Below are 14,639 nucleotides of genomic sequence, written 5' to 3'. Positions count from 1 at the left end.
GATGGCCCACGCGGGGTTGAACGGCGCTGGCTGGCCCGTATCGGGCATGACGGTGGGCAGCCAGCGGGCGGTGCCGGGCATGAACTGGGCCAACCCCTGCGCGCCTACGGGCGAAACCGCCCCGGCGCGCCATTCGCTCTCCTGGTGGATCTGCGCGGCAAAGGTGGCCACCGGCGCATCCATGCCGAAGCGGAACCGGGCTTCACGGGTAAGCGTGGCCCGGTGGCGCTGGGCATCCGGCGGGATGGTGACGGCGTGGGAGATGGCGGGGAGTGCGCAGAGCAGAAGCAGCGCGCACAGGATGAGGGGGCCGTGAAGCCTGACGCGGCGTGCGGTGTAGGAACGTCCCCTCATCACAGGCCCAGCCCCACGGCCAGCATGGCCCCCAGCATCAGCAGCGCCCGGCAGATCATGCTCACGCAGGCCATGGCCACGGCCACGGCCAGCACGGTGCCGGGACCGACGGGCAGCGAAACGCCCATGCGCTCCGACAGCATGGCCCCGGCGCTGGCGGCAAGGGTTACCGCGCGGTCACCGGTCAGCCACTGGTCGGGGCGGCCATAGGGAAACACCCAGCGGGCCAGCCAGTAGCCGCCCACGCTGGCCAGCGTGAGCAGCGAACCCTTGTACATGATGACGGGCAGGTTCTGCGGCGCGAAACGGGCCACGCCAAGCAGCAGCACAACGGCCAGCGCCATGCACCAGCCCATGCGCGGGGGACGGAACCTGGGAAGTTTTCGGGGGGTAAAACGCATACGATCCTCCTTTTGGGGAGGATCTGCCACATAGACGTGGTATTTTCCGTACGCTAAAAAAACTGTGTACACATATTCAGGTTGAATTTAGGGCGAGTTCTGTTGCCATCTGTATTCAAAATGAAAATGGGGGGCGTATGGATAGAACTATTGACGGCGATAAAGATTTCCAACTTTTAGGGATGTGGAAAGTTGATAGCAATGATCCGCTTAACATGTGGTTTCCAGGTGCTTACCATCACACTGAAAACTCAGGAGAATTGAAAATATTTATTGAAGAACATAGAATTCTAGAATGGGCAAAAGGTGGACTATTTTCTGTGCATGGAATGACCGATAGTGGATGCTGTACTCTCTTAAACTGCTTCCTCAAAAATTTCACATTAAACGCTCTCGGCTCTACACATAAAATCCATGCAAATGGTGTGGTCATTGGTGAGTCACCTATAGATTCAAATATTCATAGGTTTGAAAAATGTTCATTTTCTTTTGAAAATTTTTCTATGTGGTTCAAAGTTCATGGGAATAATTCAGTGGATTTCAAAGATGATGAAATATTACTGTCTATCAAGAAGGGTTCATCGACATGGCTTGATGTTGACATTTTGGATGGTGTCAACCTCAAGATAGTAGAGTCGTATATGTTTAAATGTGGATCTAGAAATGCATCGCTTGAACCACAAGTGAACATAGTAGTGACCTCAGAGCGCAGAGAGTCGTATGATTACTTTTATGACATTGTATGCAAAATTCAAGGCTTGTTTTCTATTCTCATTGGAAAGTCAATAATGCCAATTGATATTTCGCTTTACGATAATGACGAAAAGTATGAAATATCAATACCAAGCATTTCTTATTCTCATGATATAGACTTTAACAGAAGCATTATATTCTACACCAGCGAATCTGATTTAATAGCCGTATTCTCTTGTTTTTTTAATAAATATGAATTGTTTGAAGGAATTGTGTTTGGGATTAGAGATGTGTTTTCATCAAAAACAACGTATATTGAGTATGAACTTTATAAATTAATGCAAATGATAGAAATATTAGCAAGGGAATTTTATGGAGGAAAATACTGCGCTGATAATGAATTTGAACATATTATGAGCATCGTAAACAATTCTATGCTAAGCATAAATAATGAAAAAATAAAAACAAGAATAAGAAACAGCATTGAGAATAGCAATGAATTCACGCTTCGTGACAAGACTATTCAATTAATAAATGACATTAGAAATAACACATCATGGGATGTGAGTGTGAACGTTAAAAAGTGTGTAAATGACGCTGTAACAATCAGAAATGATCTTACGCATTATTCAAAGCCGTTTCGGCATAAATTTAGTGTCGATAGATATGTAGAATTATGTTGCTTTTTTAAAAAAATCATGTGGGCAGCGTTGCTTTTTCACGTTGGTTTTTCATGGGAGCTGATAGAGAAAAGGGTCCTAAAAAACCCTTTCTTTACATAAGCCTACTCCTCCCAATCCTCCATCATGGCCTGCACGTCCTCGGCGGGGACGCGCACGGGCGAATCCTTCAGCCGCCGCAGCCTGCCCTCTGCTATCCAGTGGTAGATCTGGCTGGCGCTGGCGTTCAGGCAGTAAGCCGCCTGGTTCACGTTCAGCAGGCGCAGCCGGGTCACCATTTCCTGCGGGGTGAGGGTGAAGGGCAGTTCCCTGCTGTACGGGTAGCGGATGGGCAGTGGCGGCGCGAAGCCGTCGGGGCGGTTCAGGCTGCACCGGCGGCCACAGCCGATGCACAGGAACACGTCCGCCCGGTGGAACCAGTACGGCCCGCTGGCGCGCCGCGTTGCGCCCGGCGTGGGCAACGGCGCGCGCGGGCAGCGCAGCCGCTCGTACACCGCCGCTTCCACGGTGCCCTGATAGGGCCGCCAGCCGTGTCGCACCAGCTTCACCACGTCATCTATCAGCGTCGCCATCTGTTTCCTCCGTCGTCTGGCCCGCAAGGGCAAGGATGTCTCGTGTCTGCGCCGCGAACATGGGCTCGCAGCGGTCGCACAGGCCGGAGCCGCGCGACAGGCACCGGGCGCAGGCATGTTGACGCAGAACCCGCCCGATGCTGGCCGCGTCGAGCCCGGCGGGGCGGGGTTGCCGCAATGCCTGCCGGATGCGTTCCCCCTGCCTGTCCATGTCGCCCGCGTAGCGCCCGGCCAGCACCTGATAGACCGTGCCGCGCGGCAGCCCCGTTTGTTTGCAGAACCGGTGCGGCGTTCCGTAGTGCTGCCGGATGGCCGCATCGAGCGCCGCGCGTTCCTCGTCCGTCACGCGGTGGCCTCCGCCGCATCCTGCTCCCGCTGTTCCCTGGCCCGCAGGCGCGCTTCCAGATCTCTTGCCAGCGTGCGCAGGTTATCCTCGTCGTCCAGCCAGCGGAACGCCTCCACGCCAAAGGCCCGCTGCACGCGGGTGTCCAGACTGGTCATGTCGTAGCCCAGCCTGCGCCACATGGCCGCGATGCCGCGCTTGCGGGCGGCCTGCGGCCCTTCGGGAATCTCGTACCAGTCGCTGCGCCGTCCGGCGGCCTTCACCTTGTACGGCTTGCCTTCCCTCGGTGCGGCGCTGGACGTGAACTTGGCCCCGCGTTGCGCCAGGTGGTCGCACAGGCGCACCAGTTCCGGCGCGGTCAGCTCGGCCCGCGATGCCTTGCCGAACAGGTTGCGCAGCATCTCGCGCAGGGTGTCGGCATCGATGCCGAGCTGCTTCACGCCGATGGAGGATTTGCCCAGCAGGGCCTTGCGGTGGGCCGCGTTCGTTCTCGTCTTTCTCACCTTGGGTGACACTCCTCGGCGGGCACCAGCACGGTGCCCCGCCCGTAAAGATGCACGGCCACGTACCAGCGCCCGTCGGCCCCCAGCACGGGAGCCTCGCTGGAAATGCGGGTCACGTCGTGCAGGGGGTGTTCGTCGGTGCCCCCGGTGCGCACGGACACAAGGCTCTTCCGGGGCAGATGATCCGGTCGGGGGGCAGGTGTCGCCTCGCGCAGATCCACGCCAAAGATGTGGTAGGCCAACAGCGCCGCAACCTCTTGCACCGTCAGGAACCGCATGGTGCCATGCGTGCCTTCCAGCCACTTGCGGCCCATGCGCAGGCGGTACAGCCCTTGCGGGCCGCCCCATTCCACTGCGGGGAAGAATTCCACGGTGCCCGACCCGATTGCGCCGTTTTTGACGCAAACTGACGCGCACTTTTTGCGGCATTCAGCCATGCAGGCTCCCTAGACGACCGCCCCGTAGCGGCTCAATTTGTCCGACAACTCGCGCACCTGCTGCCGAAGCTCGGCGATGGTCTGGCTGGCCGCGTCGATTTCAGCCCCTACCCACACAAGGCGGGGGCCTGTGCCGGTCAGAATCCAGTCCGGGTTGATTCCGTGGCTCCGCAACAGCGTAAGCAGCCAGTCCGCCGGGATGTTCCCGGTCCGGTTGACAATGCTCACACTGCTTTGCCCGATGCCCAGCACGCGGGCCAAATCCTTCTGCACGCTGGTGCCGGTGACTTCATAGACACGGCACATAGCCGGTCCGGGAGGTGTAGGTGTTCTTCCCATTGAATCTCCGTTGGAAATGGCTGCTCATCAGGCCCGGCGCGCCACCGCCGGACGACCGCCCCGCAGGGCGGTTTCGCATCAGCCCTCCAGGGCTGCTTTCATGTCCTTGCTCGGTCGGAACTTCACCACCTTGCGCGCGGGGATCTGCACGGGCTCCCCGGTCCGGGGGTTGCGGCCCTTGCGCGGGGCGCGTTCTTCCGCCACCAGTTTGCCCACGCCGGGCACGGACACCTCGCCTCCGCCCAGCAGTTCCGCCGCAGCCACGTCGCCGAAGGCGTCCAGCACGTGTTCCACGTCGGCCTTGGCCAGCGGGCGACCGGAAGCCGTTACCCCGGCAAACACGGTGTCCACCATCGTTTTCTTGTTCATCGTCTCTTCTCCTTCTGTTTCGCGCTGCCGCGCTGTTCCGGTTGCCACCAGTGCTCCAGACGCAGGGTTTTGCGCACCGCATCGGCGGGCAGGCCCGACGCCACCAGCAGTTGCCCCGCCTCTCGCCGGATGGTGCGCGTCACGTCGGCCTTTTCCCGCACGGCCCGCGCCTTGAATTCGGTGTTGCGGGCCAGTTCCGGCATGTCGCCGGGGTCCAGGTTGGTGTTGCGCAGCACGCGCTGGGCGTAGAGCCGCGCGTAGCGGGGGATGTCGATGCTGTCGTGGGCCATGTCCGCCTCCGGTGCGTCAGGCCGCGCGCTCCACGTCCTCGCGCGCGATTTCGATGTAGAAGTCGTCGGTGATGTGCCGCTTCAGGCCCACCAGCTCCAGCTTCGAGGCGGGCCAGCCCGCCGCCACTTCCTTGTTCACCTCTTCCTTCACCCGGATGCCGTCGAGAAAGCCCAGCTCGCGCAGGCGTTCCAGCGTCATGGCCACCGTTACCCTGGGCACCTGCTTGAGCTTGGTGGCCTGCCGGAAGCCGACGACGCCAAAGCCGAGGTCGATGCTCTTGCGGTCCATGAACAGTTCGGCCTTGTTCAGCGTGGCCCACGTGGCCACCGCGTTCTCAAGGTCGGCCCGCCGGGCCAGCAACGGGGCGCTGGCTTGACCGGCGGCAGCCTTGGCCGCGTCGATGGCCGTATTCATGTCCGTTTCGATGCCGGTCAGCTTGCGGTCGATGACCGCGATCTCCGCCAGTGCGCCTTCGGCCTGCGGGCGGTCGGCGATGATTACCGGGTTGGGCTTGCGTCGTGCCATCAGCGCGTCTCCTGCGTTTCGCCTGTCGTGTCCCCGGCCCCGGCGCTCATGCCGGGCACGGGGAACGTCTGTTCCATGGTTTCCACCTGTCCGGCTGCCGCATCCAGTTCGTTCTGGATGCACCGGATGAGGCCCCACGTTTCCTCGCTGACCTGTCCGGCCAGCACGCCCAGCGCCAGCCGGGCATCCCTGATCTTGTCGGCCACCATGGTCATGCCTCCGTGGCGGGCGGGGCGTCGGCCCCGTTTGTGGTGGTTGTGATGGGGAACCGTGCGACAAGCACGGCAAGCTGCTCCTGAATCTTGCGCCGCGTGCTGGTGGTGTCCGGGTCTTCCAGCAGCAGGATGCGGCAGAGCTGGGCCGTGGCCTTGCGTTCGGCCTCGTAGGGTGTCGGCAGGTCGATGGGCGGCCACGGCGTCACGCGGCGATTGCGCGCCTTCTCCGTGGTCCTCCAGATGGTGGCGTTCAACTGCTGGCCAGAGCGGACCACGTGCCCCTCGTCTTCCAGCCACCGCACGTACCGACCCACGGTGGACCGTTCCACGCGGGCGATCTGCGCGATGTCCACCAACTGCCACCCGCGCGGTTGAATACGGATGGCCCGCCACATGCGCTCGTAGCTCTCTCCGTTACGGCTGGGTTCCTTGCCCGGCACGAAACGAAACAGGCCCCGGTCCGCCTTCTCCACTTCGCCCCGCGCCATGAGGGTATGCAGCCGCCTGCGCAGCAACTGGCGTTGACTTTCCGTCGTCAGGCCAAGGGCTTCGGCAAGCTGCGGCACGTCCACCACGTTGTCGGGAGTGGGGCAGAAGGTGCGCAGGGCGGCACGCAGGGCGTCCATGGCTTCGGTGCGCATGGGGCTACCTCCGCCCGGCGGGCAGCGCCGCCTTGACGAGGGCCGCATCCACCGTGCCGGTGTTCTTGGCGCGGGCGGCGGATTCCACCGACAGCAGCAGGTTGTGAACCCTGCGGAAGTTGCCCCTGGCCTGCTTGTGGATGAGCGCGGCGGCGTCGGTGGTCAGGGAAAGGTCGGCCCCCTCCATGGCGTACATGGCCACGTCCTGCGTGCTGATGCCGGTGAAGGCCACCCGGTATTCGTCGGGAATGCGGTCGTCGATGCGGCTGCGCTGCGACAGTTTGCCGGGGAGGTGCTGTTCGCCGATGAGCACCACCGGGCAGCCGGACATGTCGTGGATGTCGCGCAGGTCTTCAAGGCGGCGCAGATCCAGCCGGTCGGCCTCGTCCACGTAGATGGTCACGGGTTCGGCATCGAGGGCGCGCAGGATTTCGGCGCGGCAGCGGTGCGCGCCGTGGGGCCGCGCCTCCATCAGTTCCCAGCACAGTTCCTGAAGGAAGGCGTGCTGGGTCATGCCCTCCAGCACCCGCAGAAAGGCCCCGCCGTGCTGGGCGTACATGCTGTGCGCGGCAATGGTCTTGCCCACGCCCGCCTCGCCCCACACCGCCACCATGCCGGGGCGGCCACGTTCAGTGTCTTCCGCCTGCCGCAAGGCCCGGCGCAGGCGCGCCACGTTGTCCGTTTCGATGAAGATGCCCTTTTTCATGATGCGCGAGCCTCCATGGCCGCCATGCGCGCAATCAGGCGGCGTTGCTGTTCGTAGCGGGGCAGGGCCACCTCAAGGTATTCGTCCGACTGCTCGTACTCGGCCTTGAAGGCGGCGTCGGCCTCGGTCAGGGGCAGGCCCTGAACCTCGGAAATCTGGAAAAGGAACTCGTAGCGGTCGAGCTGCGAGGCGAAGAACGAGGGGGCCTCGTAGGCCGGGCGGGCCGCCATGCGGGCGCGGTGTTCAGCCAGCATGGCGTCGTGGGCGCGGCGCTCGTCGTCGGTGATGGTGGGGATGGGTAGTTCGCGGCGGGCGGGGGCCGGGATGGCACGTTCGCCTTCGGGCAGCGCCGCAGGGGCATCGCTGGCCAGTTGCGCCATGCGCTGCCGGTGTTCGGGAATGATCACCGCATCCAGCAGCGCCCGCGAACTGGCCCCGGCCAGCTTCTCCTGCTCGCGCCGGATGGCGAGGGCGTCGGCAAGCTGTTCGCGGTGTTCGCCTTCGCCCAGGTAGTAGGCAGCGGGATGCAGGGTTTGCATCTCGCGCGCCTCGGCAAGGAAACGACCGTCGGTGGCGTACACCAGCACGCTCTGCGGGCGCTGGTCGTCGTAGCGCACCACGACCGCGTGCTTCTTGCCGTACAGTTCCGGCGCGAAGTAGCGGCGGCCAAGCAGGCGCACCGTGCCGCCCCGGTCGATTTCCCGCACCTCGCGCGAGAGCATCCACAGGTTCAGCCGGTTCAGGTCATCGGCTGTCAGGCCCGGCCCGCGCCCGGCGCTAAAAATTTCGTGCGGGGTGCGCCCGGCAAGGTGGCCGCGCTGCGGACGCAGCACGTAGGCATCGAAGAAATGGGCGATGGCCGCGTGCGTTTCCTGCACTGTCAGCGGGCGTCCGCCGAGGGCGTCGTACAGCTTGCGGTGCATCGCCTCGCCCCGGTGCATGCGGGCGGGCTTGGTGTCGATGCTGCGGCCCGTGTACGAGGGCACCCAGTTTTCCAGTTCGTGAAAGGTGCCGAAGAATCGTTCGATGGGCTTGGACTGGCCGTGGTAGGCCCATGCGTGGATCACCTGCACGCCCAGGTCTTCGTACAGGCCCACGATCCCGGCCTGCCGGAAGTCGGCGCAGCCCTTGAAGTGCTTGGCGCGGAACGCCTTGCCGTTGTCGAGGTAGGCGATGCGCGGCACCTTGCCGAGGCGGATGCAGGCCCGCCGCAGGGCGGCGCTGATGCTGGCCGTGTTCTCGGTGGGCATCAGTTCCCACCCCAGCGGGTAGTTGCTGGCCCCGTCGAACCACAGCACCATGGTCATGCGGCAGGGCTTGCCCGTGTCCGGATTGGTCGTCTCGAAGTTCAGGGTGTGGCCGTCGGCGATGAGGATGTCGCCCACCTCCACCAGCCCCCAGTTGCGCTCGAACCAGATGGCGGCCTTGTCGTTCCACGCCTTCTTGCCCTCGCGGATGAAGGTCCATTCCGCATGGCAGTCGCCCATGTACTGGTTCAGGAAGCGCCGGATGGTGGCAGGCGATGGCACGTGCAACCCCTCGGCCTTGCACAGGCCGGTTACCTGATTGCACACGTAGCTGATGGCCGGGTTGTTGATGTGCAGCGCCTTGCCGAGGATGATCTGGCGGTGCCGCTCGGTAAGCAGCGACTTGCCCCGGTGGGCAAGGCCGCGCTTGTCCGCAATGGCCATCAGGTCGCCCGCGCGGCGCTGCTGCACCTTCCAGCGTTCCAGCGTTTTCCAGCTTGTCTTGCTCACCTTCTGCAACAGTTCGGGCCATGCCCCGCCCTCGTAGGCCGCCATGAAGTCGGCGCGGGCCTGCACGGTAGTGCCGTGCTTGCGCAGCCACCCCATGTACAGCCGTACAAGGTCCGACCGGGCAAGCGCCAAGGCGCGGCGCGTTGCATCCATGGGGGACAACTCGTTCACCGGCACCGGGGCGTAGTCCTGCTCGGCGGTCGCTATCTCGCGCAGTTCCGCCGACCGGATGGCGAGGGCCGTATCTTCGGGCATGGACGCAATGAGCCATTCGTTGCCACCGCCGCGCCCTTGGCGCTTGCGGGAATCCCACCCTTCGCGCTCTGCACGGCGGTTCACCGAAGTGTGTGTGCTCAACCCCAAGAGGCGAATTAGTTCTTGGGTGGCGTATGCCTCTTTGATCGTCTTCATATCTGCCGCCGTGGTGCTGCTGGTTCCGCTGCCTTGTGGCCCTAGTTGAATCTGTAGGTGCTCGTTTCCACGGTGCGCATATTGTTGATGTAGACCGTGACGCGGTATGAGCCGAAAGGGAGATTGTTGGCCGGTTGGCCACCAGGATAGAAGACCTGCATAATGGCATCCTCTGCGGTGACGGCCACGCCTTCGGGAATGAACCTGCTGATTCTGTCGGTAGCCATGTCCATGTTCACGGCCTCAACGCAATACCGGCTCATCACAGTGCCCTCTGTACAGCGGAAAAGATAAAGGACTGACTACACAACACTTGTTCCGAGTAGGTGTTTGCCACGGCCTCTCGTTCGTCGCGTGTCGTTGCCTCGGACACGCCTGGAACAACCCACATACGGTTGTCATGGATTCCCAATGCAGTTTCCCGAATGGCCCTCACCAGATGGTGTCGGGTGCCGCGAAACAACGGCATCGTTCCTCGGGGGCATCGCGCGCCGACCTGAATCTGTCCGTTGGGCCAGCAGTAGGCCACATATTCTGTCGCCATCACGCCACCTTGCCTTCTTCATGCGTGGTGTCCTGCGCCACAACGTGTTCGGACCGGGGGTCAAACAGATACCGCTCCGGCACACCGGCAGCCCGCAGGGCGTCAAGCACCCGCTGTGAGTGCGAGTTGCCTTGCAGCACTTTCAGGACAGCTTGGTGGGAAATGCCCAGGTCCGCCGCGAGGCGCTTGGCGTTGGTGTTGTTGCGGTCCAGCGCCTCGCGGATCCGGAAGCGCATCCGCGCCCGGCGCGCCCCGCAAATCTGTCGCTGCTCCAGATTCATCATATTTCGTCCTCCAGCATTTTCTTGTGCTTACGTGCCTTCTTCTCTTGCAGGCACGCCCGGCCATAATCCCGCAGCTTCCGGTCTTCGTCGGTCATCACGTCCAGTCCCATCGTGCGCAAAATTACGCGCAACGGCCCGGCGTCTCCGGTCGCCTTGCAAACCACCACCACCGCCATAAGCGAGGGGGTGTGGTCGCGGTCACCGGGGGCCACCCACTTGTCCAGCATGTCCTTGCTGATCCCCTTCGAGTTGCCTGCCGTCAGGCGCAGGGAACCGGAGCGGGCAATGGCGTTGATGCGGTCCACAAGGAGCTTGCGTCCGTCCTCGTCCTGCCCGACGGCGCGATTCAGCGCCGCGCGCACGTTGGCCACAAGGCCCGCCAGCGCGGCGTCGTCTTCGCGATCATCGAAAAGGGAGCACTGCCGCATGTTCGCCGTCCAAAATTCGGGTTCTGGAATGAGCAGACCGTCCAATCAATAGTGGTCTACTGCCGTTGACCCATGACACTGGGGCGGGTAGGTTGGGCTTGCTAGGATTGTGTGCAACCTCCGCACTCCTGTTCTTGTATATTTTTAAGCGGTGGTCAATCAAAAATGCACGCACATGTTAAAAATAAACAAAAAGCACTCGAAAATTCACAAAATCAAGTGCTTATAAATGCGCACAAACGCACAAGTTTGCGCACATGTTTCCTAGGGGAAGACGTGCATGGACACCAACACAATTGCCGCCCGGATTGCCCAAGTACGGGGCAACATGCCAAGAGCGGAATTTGCCCGCCGCATAGACATCAACGCCAACACGCTGCGGAGCTATGAAAGCGGTGCGTCCCTGCCGAATTCAGATGTAATATTGAGGGTATGTAGAGCATTTTCCATCTCAACCCACTGGCTCATAACAGGCGAGGGTGAGATGGCGCTCCCCAAGGGTGTGGCCAGCGTTGTTTACGACCACGCTGTCGCGCCAGCATCTCAGGAGGGGGCAGCAAGCATACCGCCTGCGCCGGAGACTCTCGTCTGCGCTGACTGCGAATTGGTCATGGTGCCAATGGTCGAAGCCCGGCTATCCGCCGGGAACGGCTCTTTCGAGGTGGGAGAAGACGTGGAACGGCGCTACGCCTTCCGCACAGACTTCCTGCTGCGTAAGGGCGTACCGTCTAGCATGGTGCTCATGCGCGTCGATGGCGACAGCATGGAACCTTACGTGCTGAACGGCGACGTGGTGTTGATCGACCAGAGCCAGCGCGAAACGCGCCCAGGGAAGATCTACGCCGTCGGCGTCGAAGACATGGTGTATCTCAAGGTCGTGAATGCCGCGCCCGGCAAGCTCGTCCTGACGAGCCACAACGCGGCCTATCCGCCGCTGGAGGTTGATGCGCGCGGCGACCTCGCCGACGGCATCCGCATCATCGGGCGTGCCGTGTGGGTTGGCCGCGAACTGAATTGACCCGCTGCGACACAAGACGTAAAAAAGCCCCGGAAATTTGCGCTGTTTTCTGCGCAAACTCCGGGGCATCTTGTTCTCAAGTTCGGCGACAATCGTAGCCGCTGACGGGCGGTTGTTCTCAACTCATCATCAGCCCCGCCAACGCAGAGCGCCACCGCCCGTTTCCCCGCGTCGTTCCTGCATTCTTCTCGCATTCTACCGATTCGATCTAGGCCCAACGCCCTTTCTCATCTGTCTAGCCCCCCTATACTCCGCCAGCCCCGCCATGAACGTGGACACCTTTGCCACGGGGGCGAAGGAAGGATCAATGCCGTGACGTACGGCCAGCGCCTCCGGTCGTGCGTAGGACAGCACGGTGACGCCTTCAGCCTCACGCACCAGCATGCGCAACGGCAGGTCCATGGCGATGGCCGGAGCTTCAAGCATCAGCAGCGTGCCCACTGCGGGGTTTCCGAACGTCACCACCCGCGTGGCAGGCATGCGCAGCCCAGCTCTTTCCGCGTTGGCCGCATGGTCCACGGTGCAGAACACAGGCTCGTTCATGTCGTCCAGAGTTCTCAGCAAACGCTCGCAAACCTCCGGAACCGTTCCCTGACAGGTCACGCAAACCACCCCGTCGCTTCTCGCTTCCATCATAGCTCCTCCTTTCTTCCGAACGGTTGCTCGCAGGAACCGACACGATATGCCCACTGCGCATCCTCGAGATTTCCGTTCCCGACATCCGGCGCGCCCGATACAGGCAGATATCATCACCCTACGCCCTTTCCCTCGCGCGTGAAACGGTACATGGCGCCTCTGTCCCGCCTCGCCGCCCGTGTTGCGCTGCCGCCCCAGCCCGATGCGCCTTTTTTTCGCACATGCTTGTTGACAAGTCCCCGCCAAACAGGGTAGCTCTCCCTCCGCACGAGGGAACGGCGGTTTCGCCGCACCGCGTGCCGCCCGAAAGGGCGGGAGTAACTCAGTGGTAGAGTGCAACCTTGCCAAGGTTGAAGTCGCGGGTTCAAATCCCGTCTCCCGCTCCAAAATTTCGCCCAACATGGGCACGGAAGGCCGCCGCAAGGCGGCCTTTGTCGTTTCCGACGGCGGACAGGCACTGACAGACGCCTCACGACGACACGCGACCTCTCTGCCCGATCCATCCAACCTGTCTCAATCAAGCCCGGCCCAACCCCGCCCTGCCCGCCCACCCCGATCAGACAGGCCCGGCTCAAGCCAGGCAGACACGGCTCCAGCATGGTGGACCTTTCTGGTCACGGTCAATCCTTCTCCGCCCCACATGGAGCGCATCCTTCTGCGTGCAACAGCATCGCACGCAGTTGCCGCAACCCGGCAAAGCGGTTGCTCACCGGTCGTTCCCGGCATATGCCGGAAACATCACCCCAGCCGCAGGACGCCCCATGCCCCGCATTGCCATCCGCCTTGCCACTCCGGACGACGCAGCCGCCATCCTCGCCGTGTTCCATGCCGCCATCCACGGCAAGGCCGCGTGCAGCTATGACACGGCGCAACTGTCCGCATGGTGCGCGGGCCGCACCGCAGAGCAGTTTCGCCGGGAACTCGAACTGGGCATGAACCCGTTTCTGGTGGCCGAGGCCCTGGTTGACGCCCCACTTGCGCCGCCAGTTGAGGACGCGCCAGGGGAACCACCGGGTGCAGCAACCTGCGGACCACGAAAACCCGCGCTCACCGCCGCGCCATCCCCCCCGCCTGCCCCGCCTGTTGTCGGCTTTGGCGCGCTGCGCGGCGACGAGGTGGCCTACCTGTACGCCGCGCCGCAAGCCCCGCCCGGCACCGGCACTGCGTTGCTGCGCGAACTGGAACGCCGCGCCGTGGAGCAGGGCTGGCCGGAACTGCGCCTGACGGCCTCGCTCAACGCCCTGGATTTCTACAAAGAGCACGGCTATCGCGAACTGCGCCGGGACATCCGGGTGATGTCCGTGGCGGGCGGCTTCGTGCGGCTGGTGGCCATAGAGGCGCGCAAGCGGCTCGACGAACGGAATGCGGCCCGTCCTGCCTGAAGAACTGCAACGAATGACGGGCGAACATGACGGCAGGCTTTCAACAGGCCGCCTGCATCTCCCACAGAAACAGGGCGCGGCGGTCGGCACGCATCAGAAAAAAAGAACGCCTGCGCGCAACATGATGTCGTCACGCGCAGGCGTCCTGCCCCACCATCCGCAACACGGGCCGGAACGCGGTGGCATTCCGGCCCGTGCGACATGCGTCAGGCAATCTTCAACGTGGCAAGCAGCGACCGAAGGGACGCGACCTGCGCCTCGGTTATCGGCAGCAGCGGCGGCGTGCAGTGCTCCTGCAGCTTCACGCCACGCAGCATCATGGCCTTTTTCACGGTGGGAATGAACGGCACACTGATATTGTAAAGTGACATCATGTCGTCGATATATCGCTGCATATCGCGCACCTTCTCCATGTCATCCGCCTCGCAGGCACGCGCCCACGCCGAGCACACTTCAGGAACAAGATTCGACAGGCCTCCAATGCATCCCGCACCGCCGGACATGATGTTGTGCGCGAAGTTGTTGTCGAACCCGCAATACACTTCAAAATCCGGAAATTCCGGGGTGACTGTGCGAATGATGGCGCTGGTGTGCCACATGTCCAGCACCGTATCCTTGATGCCCACGATGTTGGCATGCTTCCGGGCAAGGCGCAGCACCGTCTCCGGGGAAAGGGAATACCCCGTCCTGTCAGGGAAGTTGTACAGGTAGATTCTTGCCTCGGTATTGGCGGCAATGGCGCTGTAATATGCCTCGACGCTCTGCTCCGTCAGGGAAAAGTAGTATGGACTGATGATCATGACGCCATCGGCGCCTTTTTCCATTGCAAAGTTCGCAAGTTCCACACTTTCCGCAGGGTCCATCCGGCTGGTTCCGACCAGCAGGCGCGTACGTCCGGCTATGTGCCCCGCCGCAAGCTCGATGAGCCGCTTCTGTTGCGCCATGGACAGAGCAAAGAACTCGCCGGTGCTGCCCAGCACCACGATGCCGTCTATGCCCCCTTGTATCAGGTGGTCGTAAACCGCCTTGTTGCCGTCCACATCAATACCGCCGTCAACGGTTAACGCGGTCACCACGGGGGTCATGAACTGTGCCTTCATTGTCTGCCTA

22 protein-coding genes, 1 tRNA gene and 1 other RNA gene are annotated in these 14,639 nt (G+C 62.1%); 4 read left to right on the top strand and 20 right to left on the bottom strand.

Annotation, left to right across the window (positions count from 1 at the left end; genetic code table 11):
* Both DESTE_RS00160 and DESTE_RS00155 read right to left on the bottom strand, forming a co-directional pair.
* The coding region (locus tag DESTE_RS00160) for a transglycosylase SLT domain-containing protein (RefSeq protein ID WP_035063803.1) at positions 1-354 on the bottom strand (354 nt) is incomplete at its 3' end.
* The gene (locus DESTE_RS00155) at positions 354-755 is read right to left on the bottom strand and encodes a putative holin (protein ID WP_035063800.1); all 402 of its coding nucleotides are present in this window, start codon (positions 753-755) and stop codon (positions 354-356) included. The genes DESTE_RS00160 and DESTE_RS00155, both read right to left, overlap by 1 nt.
* Positions 756-892: 137 nt before the next feature.
* Between DESTE_RS00155 and DESTE_RS17810 the strand changes: the two genes are divergently transcribed.
* Positions 893-2,230, top strand: a complete 1,338-nt coding sequence (locus DESTE_RS17810) for an ApeA N-terminal domain 1-containing protein (protein ID WP_156925217.1) — start codon at positions 893-895, stop codon at positions 2,228-2,230.
* Positions 2,231-2,232: 2 nt separating this feature from the next.
* Here DESTE_RS17810 and DESTE_RS00150 read toward each other — a convergent pair whose 3' ends face one another.
* The 16 genes from DESTE_RS00150 to DESTE_RS00080 form a co-directional block, all read right to left on the bottom strand.
* On the bottom strand, positions 2,233-2,700 hold the full coding sequence (locus DESTE_RS00150) for a helix-turn-helix domain-containing protein (RefSeq protein ID WP_035069229.1): 468 nt from the start codon (positions 2,698-2,700) through the stop codon (positions 2,233-2,235).
* A complete protein-coding gene (locus DESTE_RS00145; protein ID WP_035063798.1) occupies positions 2,681-3,046 on the bottom strand; it encodes a hypothetical protein in 366 nt (121 codons plus the stop codon). The genes DESTE_RS00150 and DESTE_RS00145 overlap by 20 nt, the downstream gene beginning before the upstream one ends.
* Entirely contained in the window at positions 3,043-3,546 is a 504-nt protein-coding gene (locus DESTE_RS00140) for a regulatory protein GemA (protein ID WP_035063791.1), read from the bottom strand. Before DESTE_RS00140 ends, DESTE_RS00145 begins: the two co-directional genes overlap by 4 nt.
* Positions 3,543-3,917, bottom strand: a complete 375-nt coding sequence (locus DESTE_RS00135; protein ID WP_245590669.1) for a hypothetical protein — start codon at positions 3,915-3,917, stop codon at positions 3,543-3,545. The genes DESTE_RS00140 and DESTE_RS00135 overlap by 4 nt, the downstream gene beginning before the upstream one ends.
* 75 nt (positions 3,918-3,992) lie before the next feature.
* Positions 3,993-4,289, bottom strand: coding sequence for a helix-turn-helix domain-containing protein (locus tag DESTE_RS00130; protein WP_035063787.1), 297 nt, complete (start codon positions 4,287-4,289; stop codon positions 3,993-3,995).
* Between the two features lie 47 nt (positions 4,290-4,336).
* Positions 4,337-4,401: hammerhead ribozyme type II (locus DESTE_RS17360), an RNA gene on the bottom strand.
* The gene (locus DESTE_RS00125; RefSeq protein WP_035063785.1) at positions 4,401-4,691 is read right to left on the bottom strand and encodes an HU family DNA-binding protein; all 291 of its coding nucleotides are present in this window, start codon (positions 4,689-4,691) and stop codon (positions 4,401-4,403) included. Before DESTE_RS00125 ends, DESTE_RS17360 begins: the two co-directional genes overlap by 1 nt.
* A complete protein-coding gene (locus DESTE_RS00120) occupies positions 4,688-4,981 on the bottom strand; it encodes a hypothetical protein (RefSeq protein WP_035063783.1) in 294 nt (97 codons plus the stop codon). Before DESTE_RS00120 ends, DESTE_RS00125 begins: the two co-directional genes overlap by 4 nt.
* Positions 4,982-4,997: 16 nt before the next feature.
* Complete coding sequence (locus DESTE_RS00115) at positions 4,998-5,507, bottom strand: host-nuclease inhibitor Gam family protein (RefSeq protein ID WP_035063782.1); 510 nt, start codon at positions 5,505-5,507, stop codon at positions 4,998-5,000.
* Positions 5,507-5,716 carry a hypothetical protein gene (locus DESTE_RS00110; RefSeq protein ID WP_035063779.1) on the bottom strand — a complete coding sequence of 70 codons (210 nt, stop codon included), beginning with the start codon at positions 5,714-5,716 and terminating at the stop codon, positions 5,507-5,509. Before DESTE_RS00110 ends, DESTE_RS00115 begins: the two co-directional genes overlap by 1 nt.
* 2 nt (positions 5,717-5,718) lie before the next feature.
* Complete coding sequence (locus DESTE_RS00105) at positions 5,719-6,363, bottom strand: YpbB family protein (RefSeq protein WP_035063777.1); 645 nt, start codon at positions 6,361-6,363, stop codon at positions 5,719-5,721.
* A 4-nt stretch (positions 6,364-6,367) separates the two neighbouring features.
* On the bottom strand, positions 6,368-7,069 hold the full coding sequence (locus DESTE_RS00100) for an AAA family ATPase (protein WP_035063774.1): 702 nt from the start codon (positions 7,067-7,069) through the stop codon (positions 6,368-6,370).
* Complete coding sequence (locus tag DESTE_RS00095) at positions 7,066-9,237, bottom strand: Mu transposase C-terminal domain-containing protein (protein ID WP_035063771.1); 2,172 nt, start codon at positions 9,235-9,237, stop codon at positions 7,066-7,068. Before DESTE_RS00095 ends, DESTE_RS00100 begins: the two co-directional genes overlap by 4 nt.
* Before the next feature lie 41 nt (positions 9,238-9,278).
* Complete coding sequence (locus tag DESTE_RS00090) at positions 9,279-9,470, bottom strand: hypothetical protein (protein WP_156925216.1); 192 nt, start codon at positions 9,468-9,470, stop codon at positions 9,279-9,281.
* A 310-nt stretch (positions 9,471-9,780) separates the two neighbouring features.
* Complete coding sequence (locus DESTE_RS00085; protein ID WP_156925215.1) at positions 9,781-10,065, bottom strand: XRE family transcriptional regulator; 285 nt, start codon at positions 10,063-10,065, stop codon at positions 9,781-9,783.
* A complete protein-coding gene (locus DESTE_RS00080; RefSeq protein WP_245590668.1) occupies positions 10,062-10,538 on the bottom strand; it encodes a hypothetical protein in 477 nt (158 codons plus the stop codon). Before DESTE_RS00080 ends, DESTE_RS00085 begins: the two co-directional genes overlap by 4 nt.
* A 235-nt stretch (positions 10,539-10,773) precedes the next feature.
* Here DESTE_RS00080 and DESTE_RS17355 point away from each other — a divergent pair, with 235 nt between their 5' ends.
* The gene (locus DESTE_RS17355) at positions 10,774-11,511 is read left to right on the top strand and encodes an XRE family transcriptional regulator (RefSeq protein WP_084559282.1); all 738 of its coding nucleotides are present in this window, start codon (positions 10,774-10,776) and stop codon (positions 11,509-11,511) included.
* A 195-nt stretch (positions 11,512-11,706) separates the two neighbouring features.
* Here DESTE_RS17355 and DESTE_RS00070 read toward each other — a convergent pair whose 3' ends face one another.
* Complete coding sequence (locus DESTE_RS00070; RefSeq protein WP_245590667.1) at positions 11,707-12,075, bottom strand: DUF302 domain-containing protein; 369 nt, start codon at positions 12,073-12,075, stop codon at positions 11,707-11,709.
* Positions 12,076-12,458: 383 nt separating this feature from the next.
* Here DESTE_RS00070 and DESTE_RS00065 point away from each other — a divergent pair.
* Together DESTE_RS00065 and DESTE_RS00060 are read left to right on the top strand one after the other, a co-directional pair.
* A tRNA-Gly gene (locus DESTE_RS00065) sits at positions 12,459-12,533 on the top strand.
* Positions 12,534-12,908: 375 nt separating this feature from the next.
* On the top strand, positions 12,909-13,529 hold the full coding sequence (locus DESTE_RS00060; RefSeq protein ID WP_035063760.1) for a GNAT family N-acetyltransferase: 621 nt from the start codon (positions 12,909-12,911) through the stop codon (positions 13,527-13,529).
* A 206-nt stretch (positions 13,530-13,735) separates the two neighbouring features.
* On the opposite strand, the gene DESTE_RS00055 is transcribed toward DESTE_RS00060, so the two are convergent.
* Entirely contained in the window at positions 13,736-14,629 is an 894-nt protein-coding gene (locus DESTE_RS00055; RefSeq protein ID WP_035063757.1) for a dihydrodipicolinate synthase family protein, read from the bottom strand.
* Positions 14,630-14,639: the final 10 nt, after the last annotated feature.

This window comes from Nitratidesulfovibrio termitidis HI1, from assembly GCF_000504305.1.
Lineage (GTDB): Bacteria > Desulfobacterota > Desulfovibrionia > Desulfovibrionales > Desulfovibrionaceae > Cupidesulfovibrio > Cupidesulfovibrio termitidis.
Note: the sequence above shows the minus strand (reverse complement) of the source record. Positions and strands in the feature narration are given on the sequence as shown.

Coding starts and splice junctions, on each gene's coding strand:
- DESTE_RS00155 (WP_035063800.1), bottom strand. CDS start 755: ATGCGTTTTACCCCCCGAAAACTTCCCAGGTTCCGTCCCCCGCGCATG.
- DESTE_RS17810 (WP_156925217.1), top strand. CDS start 893: ATGGATAGAACTATTGACGGCGATAAAGATTTCCAACTTTTAGGGATG.
- DESTE_RS00150 (WP_035069229.1), bottom strand. CDS start 2,700: ATGGCGACGCTGATAGATGACGTGGTGAAGCTGGTGCGACACGGCTGG.
- DESTE_RS00130 (WP_035063787.1), bottom strand. CDS start 4,289: ATGTGCCGTGTCTATGAAGTCACCGGCACCAGCGTGCAGAAGGATTTG.
- DESTE_RS00125 (WP_035063785.1), bottom strand. CDS start 4,691: ATGAACAAGAAAACGATGGTGGACACCGTGTTTGCCGGGGTAACGGCT.
- DESTE_RS00120 (WP_035063783.1), bottom strand. CDS start 4,981: ATGGCCCACGACAGCATCGACATCCCCCGCTACGCGCGGCTCTACGCC.
- DESTE_RS00115 (WP_035063782.1), bottom strand. CDS start 5,507: ATGGCACGACGCAAGCCCAACCCGGTAATCATCGCCGACCGCCCGCAG.
- DESTE_RS00110 (WP_035063779.1), bottom strand. CDS start 5,716: ATGGTGGCCGACAAGATCAGGGATGCCCGGCTGGCGCTGGGCGTGCTG.
- DESTE_RS00105 (WP_035063777.1), bottom strand. CDS start 6,363: ATGCGCACCGAAGCCATGGACGCCCTGCGTGCCGCCCTGCGCACCTTC.
- DESTE_RS00100 (WP_035063774.1), bottom strand. CDS start 7,069: ATGAAAAAGGGCATCTTCATCGAAACGGACAACGTGGCGCGCCTGCGC.
- DESTE_RS00095 (WP_035063771.1), bottom strand. CDS start 9,237: ATGAAGACGATCAAAGAGGCATACGCCACCCAAGAACTAATTCGCCTC.
- DESTE_RS00090 (WP_156925216.1), bottom strand. CDS start 9,470: ATGGACATGGCTACCGACAGAATCAGCAGGTTCATTCCCGAAGGCGTG.
- DESTE_RS00085 (WP_156925215.1), bottom strand. CDS start 10,065: ATGATGAATCTGGAGCAGCGACAGATTTGCGGGGCGCGCCGGGCGCGG.
- DESTE_RS17355 (WP_084559282.1), top strand. CDS start 10,774: ATGGACACCAACACAATTGCCGCCCGGATTGCCCAAGTACGGGGCAAC.
- DESTE_RS00060 (WP_035063760.1), top strand. CDS start 12,909: ATGCCCCGCATTGCCATCCGCCTTGCCACTCCGGACGACGCAGCCGCC.
- DESTE_RS00055 (WP_035063757.1), bottom strand. CDS start 14,629: ATGAAGGCACAGTTCATGACCCCCGTGGTGACCGCGTTAACCGTTGAC.